Below are 20543 nucleotides of genomic sequence, written 5' to 3'. Positions count from 1 at the left end.
GGCCGCCGACGACAGGCTCGAGGAAGCTGCCGGCGGGCTCGACGAAGTCGCCGGCCGGCTGCCCTCGGGTCTCCGATTCCGGTCACCGGTGCGACGGTTCGTCCATCAGCCGCGCGGTGCTGCGGGCGAAGGCGCACAGCTGCTCCACCGCGGGCAGGCAGGCCTGCGGGTCGGGTGTCCCGGTCCCGCGTTCGGCGGCCCGGGCGGCACACCACTGGTGCCACAGGCCGCCCGGCGCGAGGAACCTGAGCGCGTCGTCGCGCCCCGACTCCCCGTCCAGGTGGAGCAGCGCCACCATGGCGAACAGCTGGTCGTAGTACAGGTCGGGCCTGCGCAGGTACCGCTCCAGGTAGGCGACCAGCAGGGCTGCGTCGGCCTCGGTCGCGAAGACCGCGAGGGCCGTGCAGTAGGAGGCACCGACGTAGGGCCCCTCGCTGGCGAGAAGGAGTTCGCCGATCCGCTCGCGGTACTCCGTCCGGCCGGAGACGACGATCAGCCAGGTCGCGACCTTGCGGTCGCGCCAGCCGCCCTCCAGCAGGACGTCGAGGACGCGGGGGGTGACCTCACCCGCCGCCCGGGCGAGTTGCTGCGCCGTCCGGTCCCGCTCGGCGTCGTCCCGGCGGAACAGGGAAGGGCCGAGCCGCAACTGCCACCGCCCGGGCACGGCGTAGCGCTTGAGGAAGTCTCGCGTCTCGGGGTCGTCGAAGGTGTCGCGCATGCCCGTATCCTCCCGGGCCGGCCGGCCCTCCACCAGGGGTTTTACCGGCGGAGCGCGGGATCTGACGCCTGCGGACGTGTCCGTCCGCCGCCGTGGGTCACCGGGCGGCGGACGAGGCAGCGGGCGAGGCGGCGGGGGAAGCCGCGGACGAGGCAGCGGGCGAGGCAGCGGCCGTTGCGGCGAACGGCCCGTCCAGGGCGGCCCACTGCAGGAGCAGGACGGTCTTGCCGTCGGTGATGCGTCCGTCGCGGACCATGGCGAGGGCCTCGGTGAAGGGCAGTTCGAGGACCTCGATGTCCTCGCCGTCCGCCTCGAGTCCGCCGCCGTCCCCGGTGCGGTCGGCCGGGGTGTAGGGAGCGGCGTAGAAGTGCAGGCGCTCGGTGACGGAGCCGGGGCTCATGTAGGCGTCGAGGACGTGGGTGAGCGGTCCGAGCGTGACACCGAGTTCCTCGGCGGCCTCGCGCCGGATGGCGGCGAGCGGGTCGTCTCCGTCGAGGAGCCCGGCCGCGGCCTCGACGAGCATGCCGTCCGGGTGGTCGTTGACGTAGGCGGGGTAGCGGAACTGGCGGGTGAGCAGGACGCGGCCGCGTTCGACGTCGTGGGGCAGGACGACCGCGCCGTTGCCCCGGTCGTAGGTCTCGCGCTGCTGGGTGACCCAACGTCCGTCACGGCGGCGGTAGTCGAAGGTGGTGCGGCGCAGGACGTGCCAGCCCCGGGAGGTGAGCTCCACGTCGCGGACCAGGACGCCGGGGTTGCGGTGCAGGTCGCGGCCGGCCTCGTCGAGACCGGTGCGGCCGCGGTGGTCGGGGGTGTCGATACCGGGGCGGGGGTTCACGCGTTCTCCTGCGGGGTGCGGCGCGGGAGTTCGGCGGCGTCGTGGAAGACGGGCAGGCCGCGGCGACGGGCGGTGGCGACGTCCTGGTCGGCTCCGGCGGAGTCGCCGGGGAGCCGGAGCACGGCGTCGCAGTGGGCGAGCAGGCGCTCGGCGGTCGGATAGAGGACCTGGTCGGCGAGGGGGTCGGTGGGGCCCGCGCCGGCCGAGCGCAGCACGGGCAGGGCGATCCACTCCCCGATCACGGGGACGTGTCCGGCGGCGAACACCGGCCAGGCGGCGGCTTCGAGGCGGGCGAGGTTGGCGGCCATGGCCTGCGGATCGCCGTCGGTACCGGAGCGGTAGGGGCCGGCGATGAGGACGAGCAGGGGCTGGTCGGTCGTGGGCTGGTCGGTCGTGGGCTGGTCGGTCGCCATCGGCTGGTCGGTCATGGCGCGCTACGATACACGCAGAAACGTGCAAGAACAGGAGAGAACGCGGATGCTGGCTGCCGAGAGGCGTGACCACCTGCTGGGACTGCTCGCCCGGGAGGGCAAGATCGTCGCCAAGGAGGTGGCCGCCGACCTGGGGATCTCCGAGGACAGCGTGCGCCGCGACCTGCGCGACCTCGCCGCCGAAGGGCTGTGCCAGCGGGTCTACGGCGGCGCGCTGCCCGCCTCCCCCGCCGTCGCCGACTACGCCGCCCGCCAGAGCGTCACCCCGGACGGCAAGCGGCGGGTCGCCGCGGTCGCCGCCGCACTGGTGCGGCCGGGCGGCGCCGTGATCCTGGACGGCGGCACCACCGCCCTCGCCGTCGTCCACGCCCTCCCGCCGGACCTGGACTGCACCGTGATCACCCACAGCCCCACGATCGCGGCCGCCCTGCTCGACCACCCCCGCGCCGAGGTCTTCCTCCTCGGCGGCCGCCTCTTCAAGCACTCCGCGGTCACCTGCGGCGCCGCCGCGGCCGAGGCCGCCCTGAACGTGTCCGCCGACCTGTTCCTGCTCGGCGTCACCGGCGTCCACCCCGAGGCCGGACTGACCACCGGCGACGCCGAGGAGGCCGCGATGAAGCGCGCCCTGGCCGCCCGCGCCGCGGACACCTACGTCCTCGCCTCGTCCGAGAAGATCGGCGCCGCCTCCCGCTTCCGCGTCCTGCCCTGGGAGGACGTCAGCGGCCTGATCACCGACGCCGACCCCCACCACCCGGTCCTCGACCGGCTCGCCGCGCAGGGCGTGGAGATCCTGGCCGCGGACTGACGGCTGGCGGGCCGGCGGGCTGCACAGGGGTCGGCGCCGCCAGAACGAGGACGCCCGGGCCCGGAACCGGGTAGCCGCGTTCCGATCCCGGGGTCAGCCCCCGACACCTCCCCGCAGGCCGTCCAGTACCAGATCCGCCAGGCGCTCCGGCAGGTCCGGTTCGATCGGGCGGTGGCCGAGCAGGGCGCGGGTCTGGACCGGGGCGCAGAGCAGTTCCAGTGCCAGGGCCGTGTCGGTGCCGGCCGGGAGTTCCCCGCGCTCGACGGCCCGGCTGACGATGACTCCGGCCTGGTCGAGGCGGGAGCGCCAGAAGGCCTGCCAGGCCTCGGCGAGCTCGGGGTCGCGGGCGGAGTCGGGGCCGGCCCCGGCACCGGGCCCGTCGGAGCTGAGCACGGCCGCCTGGGCGACGGCGCGGCCGGCCGGGGTGGCGAGGTACTCGGCGAGCGCGCGGGCGAAGGCGGCCAGGTCGGTGCGGACGGCTCCGGTGTCGGGGACGGGGATGCCCTCGTCGCTGCCGGCGAGCATGGCGTCCAGGGCGAGCTTCTCCCGGCTGCCCCAACGCCGGTACACCGTGGTCTCGTTGACTCCCGCGCGGGCGGCCACCCCGGCGACGGTGAGCCGGGTGATGCCCTCCTCCACCAGCACGTCCAGGGCGGCCGCCAGGACGGCCTGGCGGACGCGTGCGGCGCGGCCGCCCGGGCGGCGGCGGATCGGTTCCGGTGCGTGCTCGGTCATGTGTCGATCACCTCGGCCACCACCTTAACGCAGGAGTTCTTGCCTTAAGCGTCACCCCGGGCGCATAGTCACTAAGGCAAGAGTTCCGGCTTTAAGCGCAGCAGGAGGCACCACCATGCCCTTCACCTGGCCTCTGGACCCGCAGGACCTGTTCGTCGAGCGCTACCCGCAGATGACCCTCGGCCTGCCCGCCGACGAGGTGGACGCGGTCCGCGCCGCCGTCACCGGGATGTGGCCCGACCGGCCCGGCGGCTGGGTGCACGAGTGGTCCGCCCTGGCCGCCCGGCACGCCGCGGCCGGGCGCCACCGCCTGGCCGCGCAGGCGTACGGCTGGGCCAAGTTCCCCTCGCTCGCCGACGATCCGAAGCGCGCCGCGCTCGCCCGCCAGGTCGAGCAGTACGTCCTCGCCGCCCCCGGCTTCCCGGTGGAGTTCGAGCGCCTCACGCTCACCCTCCCCTACCGCGGCGGCGAAACCGCCCTGCCGGTCCACCTGATGGCCGCCCCCGGCCTGCCCGCCGACGCGCCGGTCGTGCTGGCCAGCGGCGGCGTGGACTCCTGGAAGACCGATCTGCACGGCATATGGGAGCAGCTCGCGCTCGCCCTGCCGGCGCGGCTCCTGCTGTTCGACCTCGCCGGCACCGGCGAGAGCGCCCACCTGCCGATGACCCCGGACGGCGGGGCCGAGGTGGTCGCCGGGCTGGTCTCCCACGCCCGCGCGGCCGGCAACGGGAGGGTCGGCCACTTCGGCATCTCGATGGGCGGCCACTACTCCGCCCGGACGGGCCTGACCGGCGCGGTGGACGCCTCCGTGGTGCTCGGCGGCCCGGTGGAGCGCTCCTTCGCCCCGGGCCGCGGCTTCGCCTTCGGCATGGACGGCATCGTCGGCAACGCCCTGGGCTTCGACGCCCTGCCGGGCACGGCCGAGCGCGAGGCGGCCTTCGCCGCCTTCGACCTGCGCCCGCTGCTGGACCGGGACGCCAACGGGCCGATGCTGGTGGTCAACGGCAGCGAGGACGTGCACGTCCCGCTGGAGGACACCCTGGTGTTCGAGGGCCGCCGGGACACCCGGGTCGTCCTGATCCCCGACACCGGGCACTGCGCGATCTCGCGCTTCGGCGAGGCGATGGCCGTGATCACCCCCTGGCTGGCGGACACCCTGACGGCGGCCTGACGCCCCCGGTCGGGCAGGGCCGGTAGCAGGGCGGGGCGACGCGCCACCACCCCAGGAATCTGGGATACCAGCCATTGAACGCACACTGACAAGCTGACGGCGGCGGACGGCCCGGCGGGCACCCCCGTGCCTTCCGGTCCGACCGCCGCACCCCGTCGTCTCGTTCCCTGGAGAGCCCGTGCGTTCGCTAGTCCGGCGTGTCGTCCTCAGCCTCACCCTCGCCCTCGGCGGCCTGGCCCTGCTGCCCGGCGCCGCCTCGGCCGACACCCCCTCGACCGTCCTGTTCAACCAGTACTCCGAGCGCTGTCCGGACGGGTCCCTGGCCGGGATCCAGGACATGCACCCCTGCGCCCCGTCCGACAACCCCGGCATGTGGGTCATCAAGCCCGTCCCGGGATACCCCGAGCGGTACACCGTCAACAGCGCCGTCAACGCGGACTACTGCCTGACCTCCGGAGACCTCCCGACCCTCGTCGGCTGCGTCAACGGCACCACCTCGCAGCAGTGGGAGATCACCCCCTTCCAGGCCCAGGCACCCCTGTACGACCTGGTCGGACTGCGGCTGAAGAACGTCTCCAGCTCCGACTGCCTGGACAACTCCCGCAAGAACTTCGGCGGCTGGAAGATCGTCATGCGCGGCTGCGACGGCGGCTCCTACCAGCAGTGGAACGTCTACCGCAGCACCTACGACGCCCTGTTCGGCGGCCGGCCCGCCCAGCACAAGGGCATGACCTGGGCCACCCTCGAACAGCGCGCCGACAACGTCGTGCACGTCGGCTTCGACGACCTCGCCACCAGCAACCCCTACACCGGCGACACCCCGGCCACCGCCGTCCTGCCCCTGCTGTGCATCCGCCAGGACGGCCGCCCCGCCCCCGCCGGCGTCCCCACCAGCGGCTACCACAGCTGGGCCCGCGGCGAGGTGAAGGCCACCCAGCCCCTGCCCGGCAGCCGGCTCACCAGCCGCGCCACCGCCGACCAGACCTGCGCCACCGCCTTCGGCACCGGCTTCCGCATGGCCGAGTTCCACGACGCCTCCGGCTGGGGCCTGTGGGCCAACGGCACCCTCCCCACCGGCACCCGCTTCTGGACCGCCATCAACGACCAGCCCGCCAACCCCTGGAGCTGACCCCCCACCACCGCAACGGAGGCGGGCGCCGACCGGCGCCCGCCCCCGTTCCGTCATTCAAGACACGCCCCCACCACGGTTACGCCAGGCCACCCCAGTCGCCTTGGCTCCGCCACAGCGGCTCGTCGGGGTCGCCAGGTGCCACCTCGTCCGCATATGCGTACGTGCCGTCAACAACGCCGAGCAGAAACGCCGCGAAGCCTCCGTCGAACCGGTCCCACTCCTCCAGGCTCCGGTAGAAAGCAACCACCGGCCAGGTATCCGGTTCTTCGCTCTCGGCCAGCCAGAAGAACTGGTCCGCATTGGGGTTGGACCCCCAGGAGAGCAGACCACCCGACTCGGGGTGAATTGGATAGGGACAGTCTCCGTCGGCGCCCAGCTCGGCGGCGATCCCCTCCGTCGTCAGACACACGAAACCGGGGAAGCCCACCACCGGCCCGCCATCGTAGGACGTGCACGTCGGCACCCACACGGACAGCTCACCGTTGATCCGCACCGACCCATACCGGTCCACGAACTCCCGATAATCCGAAGGGAAGGCGAACCCGACCTCCGCGACGGACCTGTGCCACGGCGTCGCCGCAGGTCGCGAGGCGGGATCGCCGAGGAGCCGGGTCAACTGTTGAAGTTCCACATTCATCCTCTGTCCAGTTCGAAGAAGCTAGTTTCCTAGGGAGATCGCCTGGTTCCTACCGTTGAGGCGAGCGTTGTCCACGTAGGTGTATTCCATCATGTCAGGCACCCCGCTGGGGTATTGACTATAGGCGAGCAAGGAGAATCCAAACGGGACGGTACTGGCGGAGGTGCGGTAAAGTGGAATGACCGTGTAATTAACGATCTGCCCTTCTCTCATCGCGTCTCTGACATGTTCCTCGAACTCTCGGAAGCTATCCATCACGCCCGTGTTTGCCGCCTTTTGAAAGCAAGGCGCAAGATTCCTGTTGTCCGTTCCAGTTCCACCAAACTCCCGGGCGATGAAGTGGCAACGAGCCAACGGATCACTTGAAAGAGGAAATCCGTTAGCGGCTGCGATGTTCTGCGCGTCCTGCCACCCAGCAATATTGCCTCTCGCGCGGGTACCGCGGCTTCCGCTCGGAGCGCCAGCCAGGCAGGCGTGGGCTCCCGTAGGACGTTGGGTAGCTGAGGCCCCCGAGGCCACCACATCCTCCATAGCCCAGTAGTCGATCCACCCCCCCTTCTGGCCATTGTCATCCACTGCCCCCGCCGGGCGCTGGTCCAGGCAACTCCGCGGCTGGCGGGCCGGCTGACCTGAACCCGACCCCGGCTGAGCACCGGGGGCGGTCTGAGTATCGGGGGTCGGCGCCACGTTTGGAGTGAGCGTCAGCATGCTCAGCATGTCAGCCGCGGTGTAGGAGGCGGCAATGATGCCGAAGAGCTCACGGATGTCCCTGCCAATCCAGTCGATCCGGGGAACCGGACGCTCCACTGCAGCCTTGGACGGATCCCAGAGCGGCCCCTTGGTCTGCCCATTGTCCTTTTTCTTATCTGCCTCCTTCTTCTTTTCATAGACTCGCGGCGAGCACATAACCATGCACCTTCCGCCGCCAGTGCCACGACCGCCGTCCTTGCCCGGGCCACGACCTGGGCCAGGACCCGGACCGTCACCACCGGGACCGGGCCCCTCACTGGGAGGGTCAGCAGGGACGTCCACGGGTCGGGGGCGGGCCGCAGCTCGGGCCCGGGCTTCCGCCTTTTCCAAGGCGATGTCGTCGACGTAGGCGGTGGAGGCGGCATAGGAGCCGGCCGCGGCACTGGCGCCGCTCTGGGATTGCAGGTGTCGCTGGTAGAGCTCCCAGGCCGTGCCTGTGGCCGCGATCCCGGTGACGAGGGCGCCTGTCGCTGATACAGCGCTCCCCCAACTGAATGCGCCGCCGCCACCAGTAGAAGTGCCGGGTGCTGTCGCGGCACCCACACCGAACCCTCCTCCGAGGACCCTCTCGTGCCCCGAGGGGTCGGTGCCGTTGAGGGGGCTGGCGTTGCCGTAGGTGTAGCGGTTTGCCTGGGCGGAGGAGGACGGGTCGAGGAGCCAGGAGTCGCGGGAGGTGAAGGAGCCGGTGCCCGGGCGGTACCAGCGAGCAGCCATGTTGACGTCACCGGAGTCCGGGTCGGTCCAGCCGCTCTGGTATCCGAGGCTGGTGGTGGTGCCGGTGGTGCTGGCGGGCTTGCCGAAGGGGTCGTAGGTGGTGGTGCCGGTGACCGTGGTGCCGTTGGCGTCGAGGGTCGTGGTGGCGTCGGTGTGCTGGTCGGTGCGGACCCGGACGGTGGTGCTGCCCTTGGAGGCGCCGAGCAGGTTGCCGGCGGCGTCGCGGGCATAAGTCCAGGTACCGTCGCCGGTCACGCTGTTGGAGGCGCCGTCGTAGCTGAAGCGGGCGGCGTTGCGGCTGGTGACGCGGTCGAGGCCGTCGTAGGGTCGGCCGGGTCCGGCGCGACGTAGAACTGCTTGTTCAGGCGGCCGTCGTCGTCGTATCCGTACCAGTTCTGGGTCTTCAGCTTGGGGTTGTTGGCCCAGTCGAGCTGGCCGTCGGCCTTGTAGCCGAAGACGGTCAGGTCGGTGTCCTTGTCCCAGCGCTTGGTGATGCGTCCGTCGGCGTCGTACTCCCAGGTCTGGTTGGGCGCGGTGAGGTCGGTGCCGGCCTTGGTCGGCAGGCCGCGGTCGTTGTAGGCGTACTGCTGGCCGTTGATGGCGGAGGAGTTGTGCCGGATCAGGTGCCCGGCCTTGTCGTAGGCGAGGTCGCGGTCGGTGGTGGCCGCCTCGACACCCACCCAGTCGACCTCCCCGATGCCCACTCCCCCGACCTCGACCGCCAGGCGCTCAGTCCACGTAGACACGACAACCACCCTCCAGTGGATCTTCGGACATTGAGGCTCTCTCCACGAACCCCCAACTCAGCGGACCTGGCCAGCCGAGGGTTGGGCGGGGTGTGGTGCAGACAGGATCCGGAGCCCGCCCTCAGAGGAGCGCGGGCTGCCAGAGCTCCGGATGGAGCGTCCGAAACGCCCCAGAGGGGCCGCCATCCAGCTGCGCCTAAAACACGAAAGAGGAGGGCAACCCTGCCGACTCACTGCGGATTTCAGTAGCGGATGGCGGAGGCTCCAGCTTGCTTCCGCATGCTAAAAAATGGATTGAGGACACCTGTACAGGCACGCTCAAGGTCCATCCGATACCCAGACAGGCGCAGAAGAATCTCGAAAAGCCAGGTCGGCCACCTCTGGATCATCGCCTGAGATCACCAGAAGAAGAAATTCCGCCATCCCCATATCATATCGCATCCAGGAATTTGGAAACCGTCCTCGAAGCCAGACAATCACAGGCCAACGACTTGAATCCGCCCCCTCGGTCAGCCAGAAGCAAAAGTCTCCGTTGTAATTTGCTGCCCAAACCAACAGCCCGCCAGCCTCCGGGTAAATAGGGAACGGGCAAAGATCGAAGTCCTCCTCCCTCATGGCTGCGAATTGAAGACCCACATCCTCCGAGGTTCGCCGAACCATTCCGTAGATAGCATCATCCGCCGACACTCCCCCAGACCGCGGCAGCGGGTCAAGAACGCCAAGATCACCCCTAACCTCTCCAGACCCAAATACATCAATAAACTCTTTATAGTCCTCGGGAAAATCAAATCCGACCACCTCTCGAGCCCTTTCCCATGAGACACGAGGGACGCCTCCGAGAACGCGCCACCCCGCCAGGCGAGCAATCTCCCCGACATCGCTACGCATAAGTCCACCCTCCGATTCTACCTAGTGCTGGGATTCGAGATTATAGCCGTCCTTCGCGTTATATACGGGCCCCTTATAGTAATCAACAAGAACACCTTCCGAATTCCAGACATGAATTTCAAATGAGTACTTAAATGGGATCATACTGTCCTGGTACATATAATCAGGCACTACCGACATTTGGACGACCTTGTTGGACCTCACCCACTTTCTCACATCACGCGCGATTGCCGTCATCGACCCGACATTTACAGGGGTTGCCCAACATGGCGACAGGTTTGCCTGAACCCCCCTGCCTCCCAGCGTGTCTGGAATTAGATGGCAGCTGTTTACCAAAGATTTCGTATCCTTATTCGGATAAATTTCTTTCGCCCTTTCTCTGGCCTCCTTCATTCCAGGACTGTTGGGGTTTGCCCGAGTGCCGCCCGCAGTCTCCATGAACATGCACGCCGTCGCACCTAGGGCAGCCCCGCCTCTTCTGACTGGCGAATAGTAAGTCCACCCGCCGGATGGCCCGTTGTCTTCTGCATCGATGGGACGTCGGTCTAGACAAGTTGGGCCCCCCTTCTCTTCCGGCGCGGTGCTCGCCGCAGGCTGGGGGCCTGGGGCGTCGACCGTACTCGGGGTCACGTTGGGGGTGAGCTGGACCATGGCGAGGAGGTCGGCGCTGCTGTAGGAGGCGGCGATGATGTTGAGGAACGCGCGGGGGTCCTGCGCGGACCAGTCGAGAACGGGGGCTGGGCGTTCGACGGCGGCCCGGGACGGGTCCCACAGGGGCCTCGGAGGCTCTGCGTGGAAGACGGCGGGACGGACGTTCGACGTGGGTGTGCGACAGGTATTGCAGGTGGTGGGGCGGGATGGCCCGGACTGGGTTCCCGGCCTGGGAATGGAGCCCCGGACGGGTGCCCCTCCGGACGCTGTGACGGGCCTTCCGGTCGGGCTCTGGGTCGTCGGGGTCGACGAGGAGGAGTTGGACCTCCAGTGCTCGCGGGCCTCCTGCTTCTCCTGATAGATGTCGCTGCCCGCGTAGTTGCTCGGCACGGAGCCGTAGCCGTAGGAGCTGAACCCGTAGCCGCCATAGCCCACAGCAGGTGCGCCGGCGAACGAGAAGCTGGGCGCGTAAGGGTTGAAGGAAGGGCTCTGCGGGCTGTACCCGGAGGTGTTGGGGACGTACGACTCAGCGGCCTGGCCGGCCTGGGCGCTCTTGGGTTGGGCGGGCTGAGGCGCGGGCCGTGGGATCGTCACGGTACCGCTGTACTTGCCGCCGCCGTTGCCGAACGTGACTCCTCCACCTGAACCCGGCGCCACCACGACCGGTCCACTCATGCACCCGCAGCCACTGACATCCATGTGCCCCGAGGGGTCGGTGCCGTTGAGGGGGCTGGCGTTGCCGTAGGTGTAGCGGTTTGCCTGGGCGGAGGAGGACGGGTCGAGGAGCCAGGAGTCGCGGGAGGTGAAGGAGCCGGTGCCCGGGCGGTACCAGCGAGCAGCCATGTTGACGTCGCCGGAGTCCGGGTCGGTCCAGCCGCTCTGGTATCCGAGGCTGGTGGTGGTGCCGGTGGTGGCGGCGGGCTTGCCGAAGGGGTCGTAGGTGGTGGTGCCGGTGACCGTGGTGCCGTTGGCGTCGAGGGTCGTGGTGGCGTCGGTGTGCTGGTCGGTGCGGACCCGGACGGTGGTGCTGCCCTTGGAGGCACCGAGCAGGTTGCCGGCGGCGTCGCGGGCGTAGGTCCAGGTACCGTCGCCGGTCACGCTGTTGGAGGCGCCGTCGTAGCTGAAGCGGGCGGCGTTGCGGCTGGTGACGCGGTCGAGGCCGTCGTAGGTGTAGGTGGTGGTGCCTTCGGTGATCAGGCGGCCGAAGGCGTCGTCGGCGAGGGTCTCCTGCTTGAGTCCGGTGGTGACGGCGGCGAGGGTGCCGCGCGCCGTGTAGCGGTAGGTGCTGGTGCCGTCGGAAAGCAGGCGGTTGCGCTCGTCGTAGCTCGCGGTGGCGGCGCCGTTCCTGGTGCGGTTGCCGGCGGCGTCCCACTCGTACGCGGTGGTGGTGCCGTCGACGCTCCAGGAGGTGAGGCGGCCGGCCTGGTCGTAGCCGTAGTGGTTGTCCTTGACCGGGTCGGTGGCGCCGCCGCTGACGGTCTTGCGGGTCAAGCGGTTGTCGAGGTCGTACTCGTAAGTGGTGCCGGTGAGTGCGGTGGCCGCGGGGTTGCCGGCCAGGACCTGGTCGCCGCTCAGCCGGCCGAGGGCGTCGTAGCTCAGGCGCCGTTCGGAGGTGGACTTGAGCTTGGCCGGGTCGGCCGGGTCCGGCGCGACGTAGAACTGCTTGCTCAGGCGGCCGTCGTCGTCGTATCCGTACCAGTTCTGGGTCTTCAGCTTGGGGTTGTTGGCCCAGTCGAGCTGGCCGTCGGCCTTGTAGCCGAAGACGGTCAGGTCGGTGTCCTTGTCCCAGCGCTTGGTGATGCGTCCGTCGGCGTCGTACTCCCAGGTCTGGTTGGGCGCGGTGAGGTCGGTGCCGGCCTTGGTCGGCAGGCCGCGGTCGTTGTAGGCGTACTGCTGGCCGTTGATGGCGGAGGAGTTGTGCCGGATCAGGTGCCCGGCCTTGTCGTAGGCGAGGTCGCGGTCGGTGGTGGCCGCCTCGGCGCCGGTGCCGCTCTCGTGGACGAGGCGTCCGGCCGGGTCGTAGCTGCTGGTACGCACCACGCCGCCGGGTTCGGTGCTGCGCACGGCCTGTCCGGCCACGTCGTAGGCGGTGGTCCAGGTGCGGTCGGCGGCGGCCGGGTGGGCGGTGGTGGCGGGTTCGACGGTGGACTCGGGCAGGCCCCAGGTGTTGAAGGTGTAGACGGTGGTGTTGCCCTTGCCGTCGGTCAGGCGGGTGCGGCTGCCGGAGGCGTCGTAGCCGAGGGTGGTGGTGATGGCCTGGCCGGCGGCGACGGGTTCGGTGACCTTGACCGGACGGCCGAGCGCGTCGTAGTCGGTGCTGGTGACGGCTCCGGTGGTGGGGCTGGTGCTGGTCAGCACACGCCCCTCCAGGTCGTAGGTGGCGCTGGTGGTGCGCAGCACCGTGCCGGCCGGGTCGAGGTTCTCGGTGGTGGCGGGGTTGCCGAGGGCGTCGTAGCGGGTGCGCACGGACTCGCCGAGGGGGGCGATGGCACGCACGGCGCGGCCGAGGCCGTCGTACTCGGTCTTGGTCACGCGCCCGGCCGGGTCGGTGGCGGTCAGGGGCTGACCGGCGGGGTTGTAGGTGGCACTGGTGGTGCTGCCGGCCGGGGTGGTGAGGGCGGTTCGGTTGCCGGCGTCGTCCCAGGTGAACTTGGTGGTCAGGTTCTGCGGGGTGGGTTGGCGTTCGACGACGGTGGCGGTGAGGGGGCGGCCGAGTTGGTCGTAGGTGGACTCCGTACGGGCACCGACCGGGTCGGTGGCGGACAGCTGGAGGCCGGTGGGGGTCCAGGTGGCGTTCCAGGTGGGCGGGTTGTCGTCCACCGGAGGCTGGAGGGCGCCGAGCGAGTTGGGTTCGACGCGCTGGATCTGGTGGCCGAGTCGGTCGTAGCCGAAGGTGGCACGCCGGCCGGCCGCGTCGGTGCTGGTGATGACGCGGGAGAGCTTGTCGTACTCGACGCGTCGCACCGCGGTGAGGGCGGTGCTGGAGCCGGGCGGGGTGTAGGAGGGCAGGCGGCTCTCGGTGACGCGGCCGAGCTGGTCGACGGTGGTGCGCACGACCTGGCCGAGCGGGTCCTTGGTGGAGACGGCCTCGCCGAAGGCGTTGTAACCGGTGGTGGTGGTCGGTCGGGTGGTGGTGGCGGTCGCTCCGGCACTCTCGACGGAGACCTGCGGGGCCGTGGTGGTGATCAGGCGGCCGAGGGTGTCGTACTGGTAGTTGGTGGTGCGGGAGGCGGGGTCGGTTCCGGGAGCGTTGCCGTTGGGCGTGGTGCCGGCGGTGAGCAGGCCGCGCTGGTCGTAGGTGAAGGTGCTGACGGCGGTGGGGCCGCCGGCGGAGGAGGCGAGCTGGGTGCGGGTCAGGCGGCCCGCGGTGTCGTAGGTGTTGGTCTGGACGCTGTTCTCGGTGTCGCTGACCTTGAGGGTGCTGGTGGTGACGCGGTCGTCGGCGTCGTAGCCGAGGATGGTGGTGCGGTTGAGGGCGGCCGGGTCGAGGACGCTCTGGGTGAGGCGGCCGGAGGGGTCCATCGTCTGGACGAGAGTGGTGCGTCCGCCGCCGGTGGTGCGCTTGACCAGGTAGCCGGCGCCGTCGTACTCGTTCGCCTCGAGGACGATCGAATGGCTGGTGCCGTCGGCCTGGGTGACGTTCTCGGCCGTCGTGGTGGCGGGCAGGCCGTCGTCGAAGTAGGTGTGGCTGGTGACGGCGCCCATGGCGTCGGTGACGGAGGCCAGACGGCCGGCCGGGTCGTAGGCGCGGGATTCGAGGGTCAGGTCGCGCACGCCCTTACCGTCGCCGTTCCAGCCCTCGACGACGGTGGTCGCCGGCTGGCTGCGCGGGGTGTAGGTGTAGCGGGTGACCTGACCGAGCGGGTCGGTGACGCGGGTGCGCAGGCCGAGCGTGTCGTAGCCGTAGCGGGTGGTGTTGCCGGCGGCGTCGGTGTCGGTGTCGATGCGGCCGGCGCTGTCGTAGGTGGTGGTGGCGGTGCGGGAGCCGTCGTTGCCGAGGATGTCGGCGGTGGTGGTGCTGGTGGGGCGGCCGTCGGCGTCGAGGACGAGGGTGGTGCGGGTCTGGTGGCTCTCACCGGTGACGGCGTCGGTGACCTTGGGCCCGGTCTGGGTGATGAGGTGGCCGAGTTCGTCGTACTGGTAGGTGGTGGTGACGCCGCCCGGCTGCGCGTCGGAGGTCTCGGTGGCCCAGATCTTGCGGCCCGCCGCGTTGTAGCCGTAGGTGATGGTGAGACCGCTGGGCAGGGTGGTGCGGGCCAGGTCGCCGGAGGCGTAGTAGGCGTAGGCGGTGACGGCGCCGCCGGCGGTGGTCTCGGTGGCGAGCAGGCCGGGCGGGGTGGTGCCGCCGCTGTAGGCGGGTTCGGTGCCGGTGGTGTAGCTGGTGCGCGTGGTGCGGCCGTCGGGGCGGGTGGTGGATTCGGGCAGGCCGAGGGCGGTGTAGGCGACGGTGGTGCGGTAGGTGGTGTCGCCGGGCCCGGTGGAGCGGGCGTCGCGGGTCTCGGTTGGCTTGTCGTTGCGCGGGTCGTTGGGGTTCCCGCCGTTGTAGTAGTAGCTGGTGTAGGAGGTCCAGCAGGAGTTGACGTCGCGACAGGTGGTCAAGGAGATGGTGTTGCCGCGGGCGTCCTGGCCGCTGACGGTGGAGTGGCCGTTGGGGTCGGTGACGGTGTGGACGAAGCCGCCGGTGTCGTAGGTGTAGCTGGTGGTGTTGCCGGCTTCGTCGGTGCGCGAGATGAGGCGGTTGCCCCGGGTGACGTCGTGGATGTCGGTGGTGGTGTTGCCGGCCGGGTCGGTGAGGGTGACGCGGGAGGCGAGTTCGGTGGCCGAGGAGGCGGAGCGCGCCTGGTAGTGGGCGGCGACGCGTTCGGCGCTGAGCGGGTGCTGGTAGAAGGCGACCTCGTCGATCTGGCCGGTCAGCCAGGACCACCCGCCGTTGCCGCCGGGCCAGCTGCCGAGGTAGCCGCCGCCCAGGGTGATGCGGTCCATGTCGAGGTGGTTCGCGGCGCCGGCGGCGGAGCCGACCAGGGTGCCGTCGAGGTAGAGGGACTGGGTGCCCTGGCCTGCGCTGATCACCGCGTGGTGCCAGGATCCGTCGGTGACCGCGCCGCCCGAGGTGATCGGGGTGCCGCTGATGCCGTAGAACACTCCGCGCAGGCGGCCGTCGGTGCCGATGTAGAGGACAGGCACCGTGTTGCCGCTCGTCTGGTTGCCTTCGCTCAGGAGCACGCCCGGCCCGCCGGTGCGGAACCACATCTCCGCGGCGACGTCGCTCTGGGTCTGGAGGATCGGGGTGGGGAGACTGACGTAGGAGCTGTTGGTGCCGTTGAACTCGGCCGCGTGCCCGTCGCCGGGGCCGAAGACGCCGGTGGTGCCGGCCTTGGCGCCGACGGTGTAGGTGCCGTTGCCCTTGATCGCGCCGACCTCGCTGGCGGCCGTGGTGCCGCCGGTCTCGTCCAGGCGCCAGTAGCCTCCGGGTGAGTCGGCTACCACGGCGCCGCGGTAGCCGACACCCTGGCCGGATACCTGAGCACTGCGGGCGCGGTAGTGGGCGACGACGTCGGTATCGGTCAGCGGGTGCTGGTAGAGGGCTACTTCGTCGATGGTGCCGGTGAAGTGGCTGATGTCGCCAGACGTGGCGGGCCAGTACCGGGTGAATCCGGCGCCGATGTAGGTGTGGCTGTTCTGCTGGTGGTCGACCCCACCGGTCTGGGTGCCGAGAACCTGACCGTCGAGGTACAGGGTCTGGGCCGTTCCCTGGACGGAGAGCACGGCGTGGTGCCAGGCGCCGTCGGTGACGCTGGTCGCGGAGGTGAGGCCTTCGGGGGCGGTGCAGCAGAAGCGGCCGCGCAGCTTGCCGTCGGTGCCGACGTACATGACCGGGGCCCACGAGCCGCCCACGCCTGCCGGGTCGTCGATCTTTCGGCTCTGGTCGCCGATCAGGACGCCGGGGGTGGTGGTGTTGAACCAGAGCTCGACGGCCAGGTCGGTCTTGGCGTGCAGGAGGTCCTGGGGGATCTCGACCTGGGAGTTGTCGGATCCGGCGAAGCGTGCGGCGGTGTCGTCGGTGGGCGCGAAGACTCCGGGGGCTTTCTTGGTGACGCCGTCACCGTAAGTTCCGGCCAGGCCGTTACCGATCTCGCTGATGGCGGTGGCACCGTCGCGCTCGCCCAGGCGCCAGTAGCCGGCCGGGCCGGAGGCCTTGACGGCGTTGTTGTAGAGGAACGATCCACCGCTGAAGGTGGGTTCGGAGATCTTCCAGTCGCTGCCGGCGGCGTCGGTGACCTTGGTGACGCGTTCGGTGGTGGCGTCGTAGGTGACCTGGGCGCTGGTGCGGCCGGTGGGCAGGGTGGTTTTGGTCAGCTGGGAGCTGCCGGTGCGCAGGGCGTAGTGGTCGGCGACGGTCTGGTCGGTGAGCGGGTAGTCGTAGACCGCGACCTCGTCGATCTGTCCGTTGAACCAGGACGAGCCGCCGTTGCCGCCGGGCCAGTTGCCGGTGTAGCCGCCGCCGAGGTAGGCGCGGTCCATGTTGAGGTAGTTGATCTCGCCGCGGTCGGTGCCCACCAGGGCTCCGTCCAGGAACAGTGCCGTGTTGTCCCTCGCCCCGGTGAGCACCACGTGGTGCCAGGCGTTGTCGGTGACCGTGCCCGAGCTGGCGATCGGTGCCCCGTTGATGCCGTAGAAGAGACCGCGCAGCTTGCCGTCCGAGCCGACGTAGATCGTCGGGACGACGTTGTACGGGTCCTCCCCCATGGCCCGGTTCTGCATGCTGAGGATCACACCCGCCGCACCGGTGCGGAACCACAGCTCCACGCTGCGGTTGACGGAGGAGGTGATGGCGCGGTTGGGCAGCTCGACGTAGGAGGTGGAGCGTCCGTTGAAGGTCACCGCGCCGTCGCCGCTGCCGGCGATCGCACCAGGGGCGCCCCAGGTGACGTCCTTGGCGTCGGCCGGAGCGCGGTCGCTCACCTGGGCGTCGTTGGCGACGGTCGAGCCGTCGCTCTGGCCGAGGCGCCAATAGCCGCTGGGGCCGGCGTCGCGCACGGCCGTGCGGTAGCGCGAGCCGGTGCCGTACTCGTAGACGGTGCAGCCCTTGTCGGCGGCCAGGGCGACTCCGGGCGGGCAGACCTTGGTGAGCTGGTCACCGGTGTACTGGTACAGCCAGCCACCCGAAGCACCGGAGGCGGCCACGGCGGTGACGTGGTTGCCGGTCCAGTTGAGGTTCAGGTATCGGCCGGAGGCGGCGTCCTTGGCCTGGACGAGACGGCCACTGGCGTAGGTCAGGTCCTGGGTGTGGCCGGCGGTGTCCGTGATGCGGGTGAGCCTCCCGTCGGAGCCGAAGGTGTGGACCTTGCCGGCACGGTCGGTGAGCGTCCAGCCGCCGTCGGACGTCTTGCGCAGGTCGGCGGCGGTGCCGCCGCCTGGAACGTAGGCGTTCTTGCCCGGGTCCCAGCCGAAGCGGGTGCGCGTGCCGTTGGAGGCGGTGAGCAGCACGTTGCCGGGCAGTGAGAGCCAGCTGCTGGTCTCGACCTGGACACGCATGTCCCAGGGGGTGCTCCAGCCTGCGCCGAACGCGCCGTCGGTGCGCGGGTCGAGGGAGTTGTAGCTGCGGGTGACGGCGAGCTCGGGGCCGACGGTGGGCAGCGCGGCGTCGGTGGCGGCGGTGGTGTAGTTGCCGACCGCGGTGTTGACGCTGCGTCCGGCGTCGGCCGCGGTGTTGTACTGGTTGGGTTGCGGCAGGACGGTGCGGATGTAGGAGGCCTGGGTCTTCGGGCTGGAGGCGACGCCGTCGCCGGCCTCCGCGTACCAGGCGTACTGCTCGTTCCAGGTCAGCCATCCTTCGGGCACGACGAACCGCGAGGGTTGGTGCCAGGCGGACTGGCGGCAGTCGACCCGGGCGTCGCCGCCGACGACCCGGCAGACCTCGAAGCGGTAGTCCACGTCGGGCACCGGGGCCTGGTCGGGGTCGACGCCCTCGGCGGTGAGGGTGGGCTGCAGCTGGTAGACGACGGCGCCGGAGGGCGGGGCGAGGCGGGTGATGTGCGGGGGGATGTTGATGGAGGAGATCTGGATGACGATGGGTGGTGTGCCGGCGTCGACCGCGAAGTTGGTGACCTGGTACTCGTCCATGGTGAACTGCACGGAGTAGGAGCCCTGGGGAAGCGTGTGGATGTGCGCGTCGACGACCGCGCTTCCACCCGGGGGGACGTCGTACGGCATCGACGTCCAGGCGATGTTGGTACCGAAGTTGGTGATGTTGTTGTTCCACTGGTCGAACAACATGTACGACATCTTGTAGTTGTTGTTCGGGGTCCAGGTGTCCATTCCACGGTTCCACACCCGCAGGCGGACGATGCCTTCCTGGGTGGCGGTGACCGGCTGCTGCAGGCCCCAGAGCTCGTAGTTGGCCCCGTACTTGGACCAGGTCACGTCCAGGTAGGGCTGGCCGTTGACCATGTTGGCGCTGCCGAACTGCTTCCAGGAGTAGGAGTCCCACACATCGGCCTTGATGGCCAGGCCGTAGTTCGGGGTCCAGTGGTGGGTCCAGGAAGTGACGAGGTCTCGACCGTCGGTACCCAGGTCGATCGACTCCCACGCCTCCGGGCAGGCCCAGCCGGCGGTGGGGCTGGAACGCCAGCCGTGGGCGAAGGAAGGAGCGGCCAGCGCCGGACCGGTGGACGGACCGGGAAGGCTGCGCACCGATCCGGGCGACCAGTCGGAGGTGACCTGGTGGATGGTGACGGTGCGCGGGGTGCAGCTGTAGGACCAGCCGTTGTAGAGACCGAGGCGAGCACCGAGGATGTTGGCGTTGTTGAGGGAGTCCTCGACGCCCTTGAAGCGGATGAAGGACGCGGCCTGGTGCTTGCCGCCGTCGTAGGTGCCGGCCTTGAGGACGGTGGCGCCGGAGAAGTCCTGGTTGTAGGGGGATTCGGCGTACGTGGTCTCGAGGGCCTTGAGCGAGGAGAACGACGGGTCCACCTTGACGGGGTAGACCCGCTCGGGGGCGTGGAGCCAGGCCTCGTCGAGCTTCACCGTGAGGGCCTGGCCGGCGCCGGCGGGCAGCTGAACCAGCTCGTAGCTGACGCCGCTGGAGATCACGCCTTCCTCGGTGTTGGGCGCGAAGGCGGAGTCCTGCATCCAGCCGGCGGGCATGCGCCCGCGCAGGGTGCCGGCGGCGTCCGTGTAGTGCACGGAGCCGTCGGCGTCGAGGGAGGCGGTGACGCCCTGCAGGTGCAGCGGGAAGACCCATTCGGTCGGTGCGGTGGCGTCCTTGAGGACCAGGGTCTCCTTGAAGGCGGCGTTCCCTGCGGCGACCGTGACGTCCGCCTGAGGGCGGGCGTTGGGGTAGGTCATGGTGCTGCCCTGCGTGACGCCCTGGGCAGGGGTCGCGCCCTGGAGGCTGTAGCCGACGGAGATGCCGGCGGCGAGTTGGAGGCGCACCAGCGGGTCGGCGTCGGCGGTGAGGCCGAGGGTGAGCTGCTGTTCGGTGGAGGTGGTGGTCCAGCCGTTCTGGACGGGGCCGGCTCGGCCGGCGGTGGCGGTGCCGGCAGGGATCAGGGTGGTGTCGATCGCCGACCAGGACCCGTCCGCTCGACGGAAGTTCACCGGTTCCGGGTAGCTGCGGGTGGTGAACGTGCCGTCGGTGTTCTGGAAGGTCCGCTGCTGTTCGGTGCGCTTCTCGGGGAGTTCCTTGCTGGTCTTCTCGTTGAAGCTCTTCGCCGGGTCGATCTTGCTGGCGGGCACGGCGGCGGGCTTGTCGACGACCTTGGCGTCGGTGGCCGGCAGCTTGGCCGGCGGCGGTATGACGTCCTGAGCGGGGGCGGCCTTGGCGGTCCGTTCCTCCGGTAGCTCGCCCGGGGCGGGCGTCGCACCGGGGTGCCCTGCACCGTCCTTGGCGCTGGTCACGGCGGTTGACGCCTCGTGGCCACGGCCTTCGGCGCTGCCCTGCTCCTGCTTGGGGCGCGGTCCGGGGTCGACGGGCGCGGTGTCTCCGGCTTGGCGCAGGAGGGCTTCGGCGGCGGCCGTGCCCTCCGATGTTCCGAGGACAACCATGGTCATGGCTAGAACAACAGCCAAGGAGCGGCGCAGCACGTGGAGGACCAACCTGACGGTCAAGGAGAGGGCAAAGATGAGAAATGCGTGAAACGGTCCGAGATATATCTGACTGTCAGTACGTCGACAAAGAGTCATTAGCCTTAAGTGGCGTGGATCACAGGAATGAACCCGGTGAAAGCGGACAGGGTGGAGGTTCAGGCCCCCGCGGGCGGGGTTCGTTAGGCTCGGGGCCGCAGGTGGGGCGGGCTGTGGGTGGTGGGGGTCCGGCGGGCCCTCGACC

At 70.0% G+C, this 20543-nt stretch carries 12 protein-coding genes; 3 read left to right on the top strand and 9 right to left on the bottom strand.

The genetic code is table 11. The annotated features are described in order from the left end of the window. Positions 1-82 precede the first annotated feature (82 nt). From AB0N04_RS05835 to AB0N04_RS05825, 3 genes are all read right to left on the bottom strand, one after another. Positions 83-718, bottom strand: a complete 636-nt coding sequence (locus AB0N04_RS05835; protein WP_360210606.1) for a DUF6000 family protein — start codon at positions 716-718, stop codon at positions 83-85. A gap of 97 nt (positions 719-815) precedes the next feature. Next, complete coding sequence (locus AB0N04_RS05830) at positions 816-1553, bottom strand: NUDIX domain-containing protein (RefSeq protein ID WP_360210608.1); 738 nt, start codon at positions 1551-1553, stop codon at positions 816-818. Continuing rightward, complete coding sequence (locus AB0N04_RS05825; protein ID WP_360210634.1) at positions 1550-1966, bottom strand: DUF4406 domain-containing protein; 417 nt, start codon at positions 1964-1966, stop codon at positions 1550-1552. Before AB0N04_RS05825 ends, AB0N04_RS05830 begins: the two co-directional genes overlap by 4 nt. Positions 1967-2030: 64 nt before the next feature. Between AB0N04_RS05825 and AB0N04_RS05820 the strand changes: the two genes are divergently transcribed. Further along, positions 2031-2789 (top strand): DeoR/GlpR family DNA-binding transcription regulator, encoded by a 759-nt coding sequence (locus AB0N04_RS05820; protein ID WP_360210610.1) that lies wholly within the window; start codon positions 2031-2033, stop codon positions 2787-2789. A gap of 93 nt (positions 2790-2882) precedes the next feature. Here AB0N04_RS05820 and AB0N04_RS05815 read toward each other — a convergent pair whose 3' ends face one another. Continuing rightward, positions 2883-3524, bottom strand: a complete 642-nt coding sequence (locus AB0N04_RS05815; protein WP_360210612.1) for a TetR/AcrR family transcriptional regulator — start codon at positions 3522-3524, stop codon at positions 2883-2885. A gap of 115 nt (positions 3525-3639) precedes the next feature. Between AB0N04_RS05815 and AB0N04_RS05810 the strand changes: the two genes are divergently transcribed. Together AB0N04_RS05810 and AB0N04_RS05805 are read left to right on the top strand one after the other, a co-directional pair. Further along, positions 3640-4695 (top strand): alpha/beta hydrolase, encoded by a 1056-nt coding sequence (locus AB0N04_RS05810; protein ID WP_360210614.1) that lies wholly within the window; start codon positions 3640-3642, stop codon positions 4693-4695. Between the two features lie 178 nt (positions 4696-4873). Continuing rightward, positions 4874-5824, top strand: coding sequence for a hypothetical protein (locus AB0N04_RS05805; protein ID WP_360210616.1), 951 nt, complete (start codon positions 4874-4876; stop codon positions 5822-5824). A gap of 79 nt (positions 5825-5903) precedes the next feature. Here the strand turns inward: AB0N04_RS05805 and AB0N04_RS05800 are convergent, their stop codons facing one another. The 5 genes from AB0N04_RS05800 to AB0N04_RS05780 form a co-directional block, all read right to left on the bottom strand. Then, positions 5904-6458: a hypothetical protein gene (locus tag AB0N04_RS05800; RefSeq protein WP_360210618.1), complete on the bottom strand. Its 555-nt coding sequence runs from the start codon at positions 6456-6458 to the stop codon at positions 5904-5906. Between the two features lie 27 nt (positions 6459-6485). Then, entirely contained in the window at positions 6486-8183 is a 1698-nt protein-coding gene (locus AB0N04_RS05795; protein ID WP_363363390.1) for an RHS repeat-associated core domain-containing protein, read from the bottom strand. Then, a complete protein-coding gene (locus tag AB0N04_RS05790) occupies positions 8180-8674 on the bottom strand; it encodes a hypothetical protein (protein WP_363363387.1) in 495 nt (164 codons plus the stop codon). Before AB0N04_RS05790 ends, AB0N04_RS05795 begins: the two co-directional genes overlap by 4 nt. Before the next feature lie 318 nt (positions 8675-8992). Further along, on the bottom strand, positions 8993-9472 hold the full coding sequence (locus AB0N04_RS05785; protein WP_360223409.1) for a hypothetical protein: 480 nt from the start codon (positions 9470-9472) through the stop codon (positions 8993-8995). A 111-nt stretch (positions 9473-9583) separates the two neighbouring features. Then, positions 9584-20266 (bottom strand): LamG-like jellyroll fold domain-containing protein, encoded by a 10683-nt coding sequence (locus tag AB0N04_RS05780; RefSeq protein ID WP_363363384.1) that lies wholly within the window; start codon positions 20264-20266, stop codon positions 9584-9586. Positions 20267-20543 lie beyond the last annotated feature (277 nt).

It is taken from the genome of Kitasatospora sp. NPDC051702, from assembly GCF_040681575.1.
Lineage (GTDB): Bacteria > Actinomycetota > Actinomycetes > Streptomycetales > Streptomycetaceae > Kitasatospora.
The sequence above is the reverse complement of the archived record's forward strand: the minus strand, read 5'-3'. Positions and strand labels throughout refer to the sequence as shown.

Bases quoted from the DNA above. Each gene is read 5' to 3' on its own strand.
- AB0N04_RS05820 (WP_360210610.1), top strand. From the start codon at position 2,031: ATGCTGGCTGCCGAGAGGCGTGACCACCTGCTGGGACTGCTCGCCCGG.
- AB0N04_RS05825 (WP_360210634.1), bottom strand. From the start codon at position 1,966: ATGGCGACCGACCAGCCCACGACCGACCAGCCCACGACCGACCAGCCC.
- AB0N04_RS05815 (WP_360210612.1), bottom strand. From the start codon at position 3,524: ATGACCGAGCACGCACCGGAACCGATCCGCCGCCGCCCGGGCGGCCGC.
- AB0N04_RS05780 (WP_363363384.1), bottom strand. From the start codon at position 20,266: ATGACCATGGTTGTCCTCGGAACATCGGAGGGCACGGCCGCCGCCGAA.
- AB0N04_RS05810 (WP_360210614.1), top strand. From the start codon at position 3,640: ATGCCCTTCACCTGGCCTCTGGACCCGCAGGACCTGTTCGTCGAGCGC.
- AB0N04_RS05835 (WP_360210606.1), bottom strand. From the start codon at position 718: ATGCGCGACACCTTCGACGACCCCGAGACGCGAGACTTCCTCAAGCGC.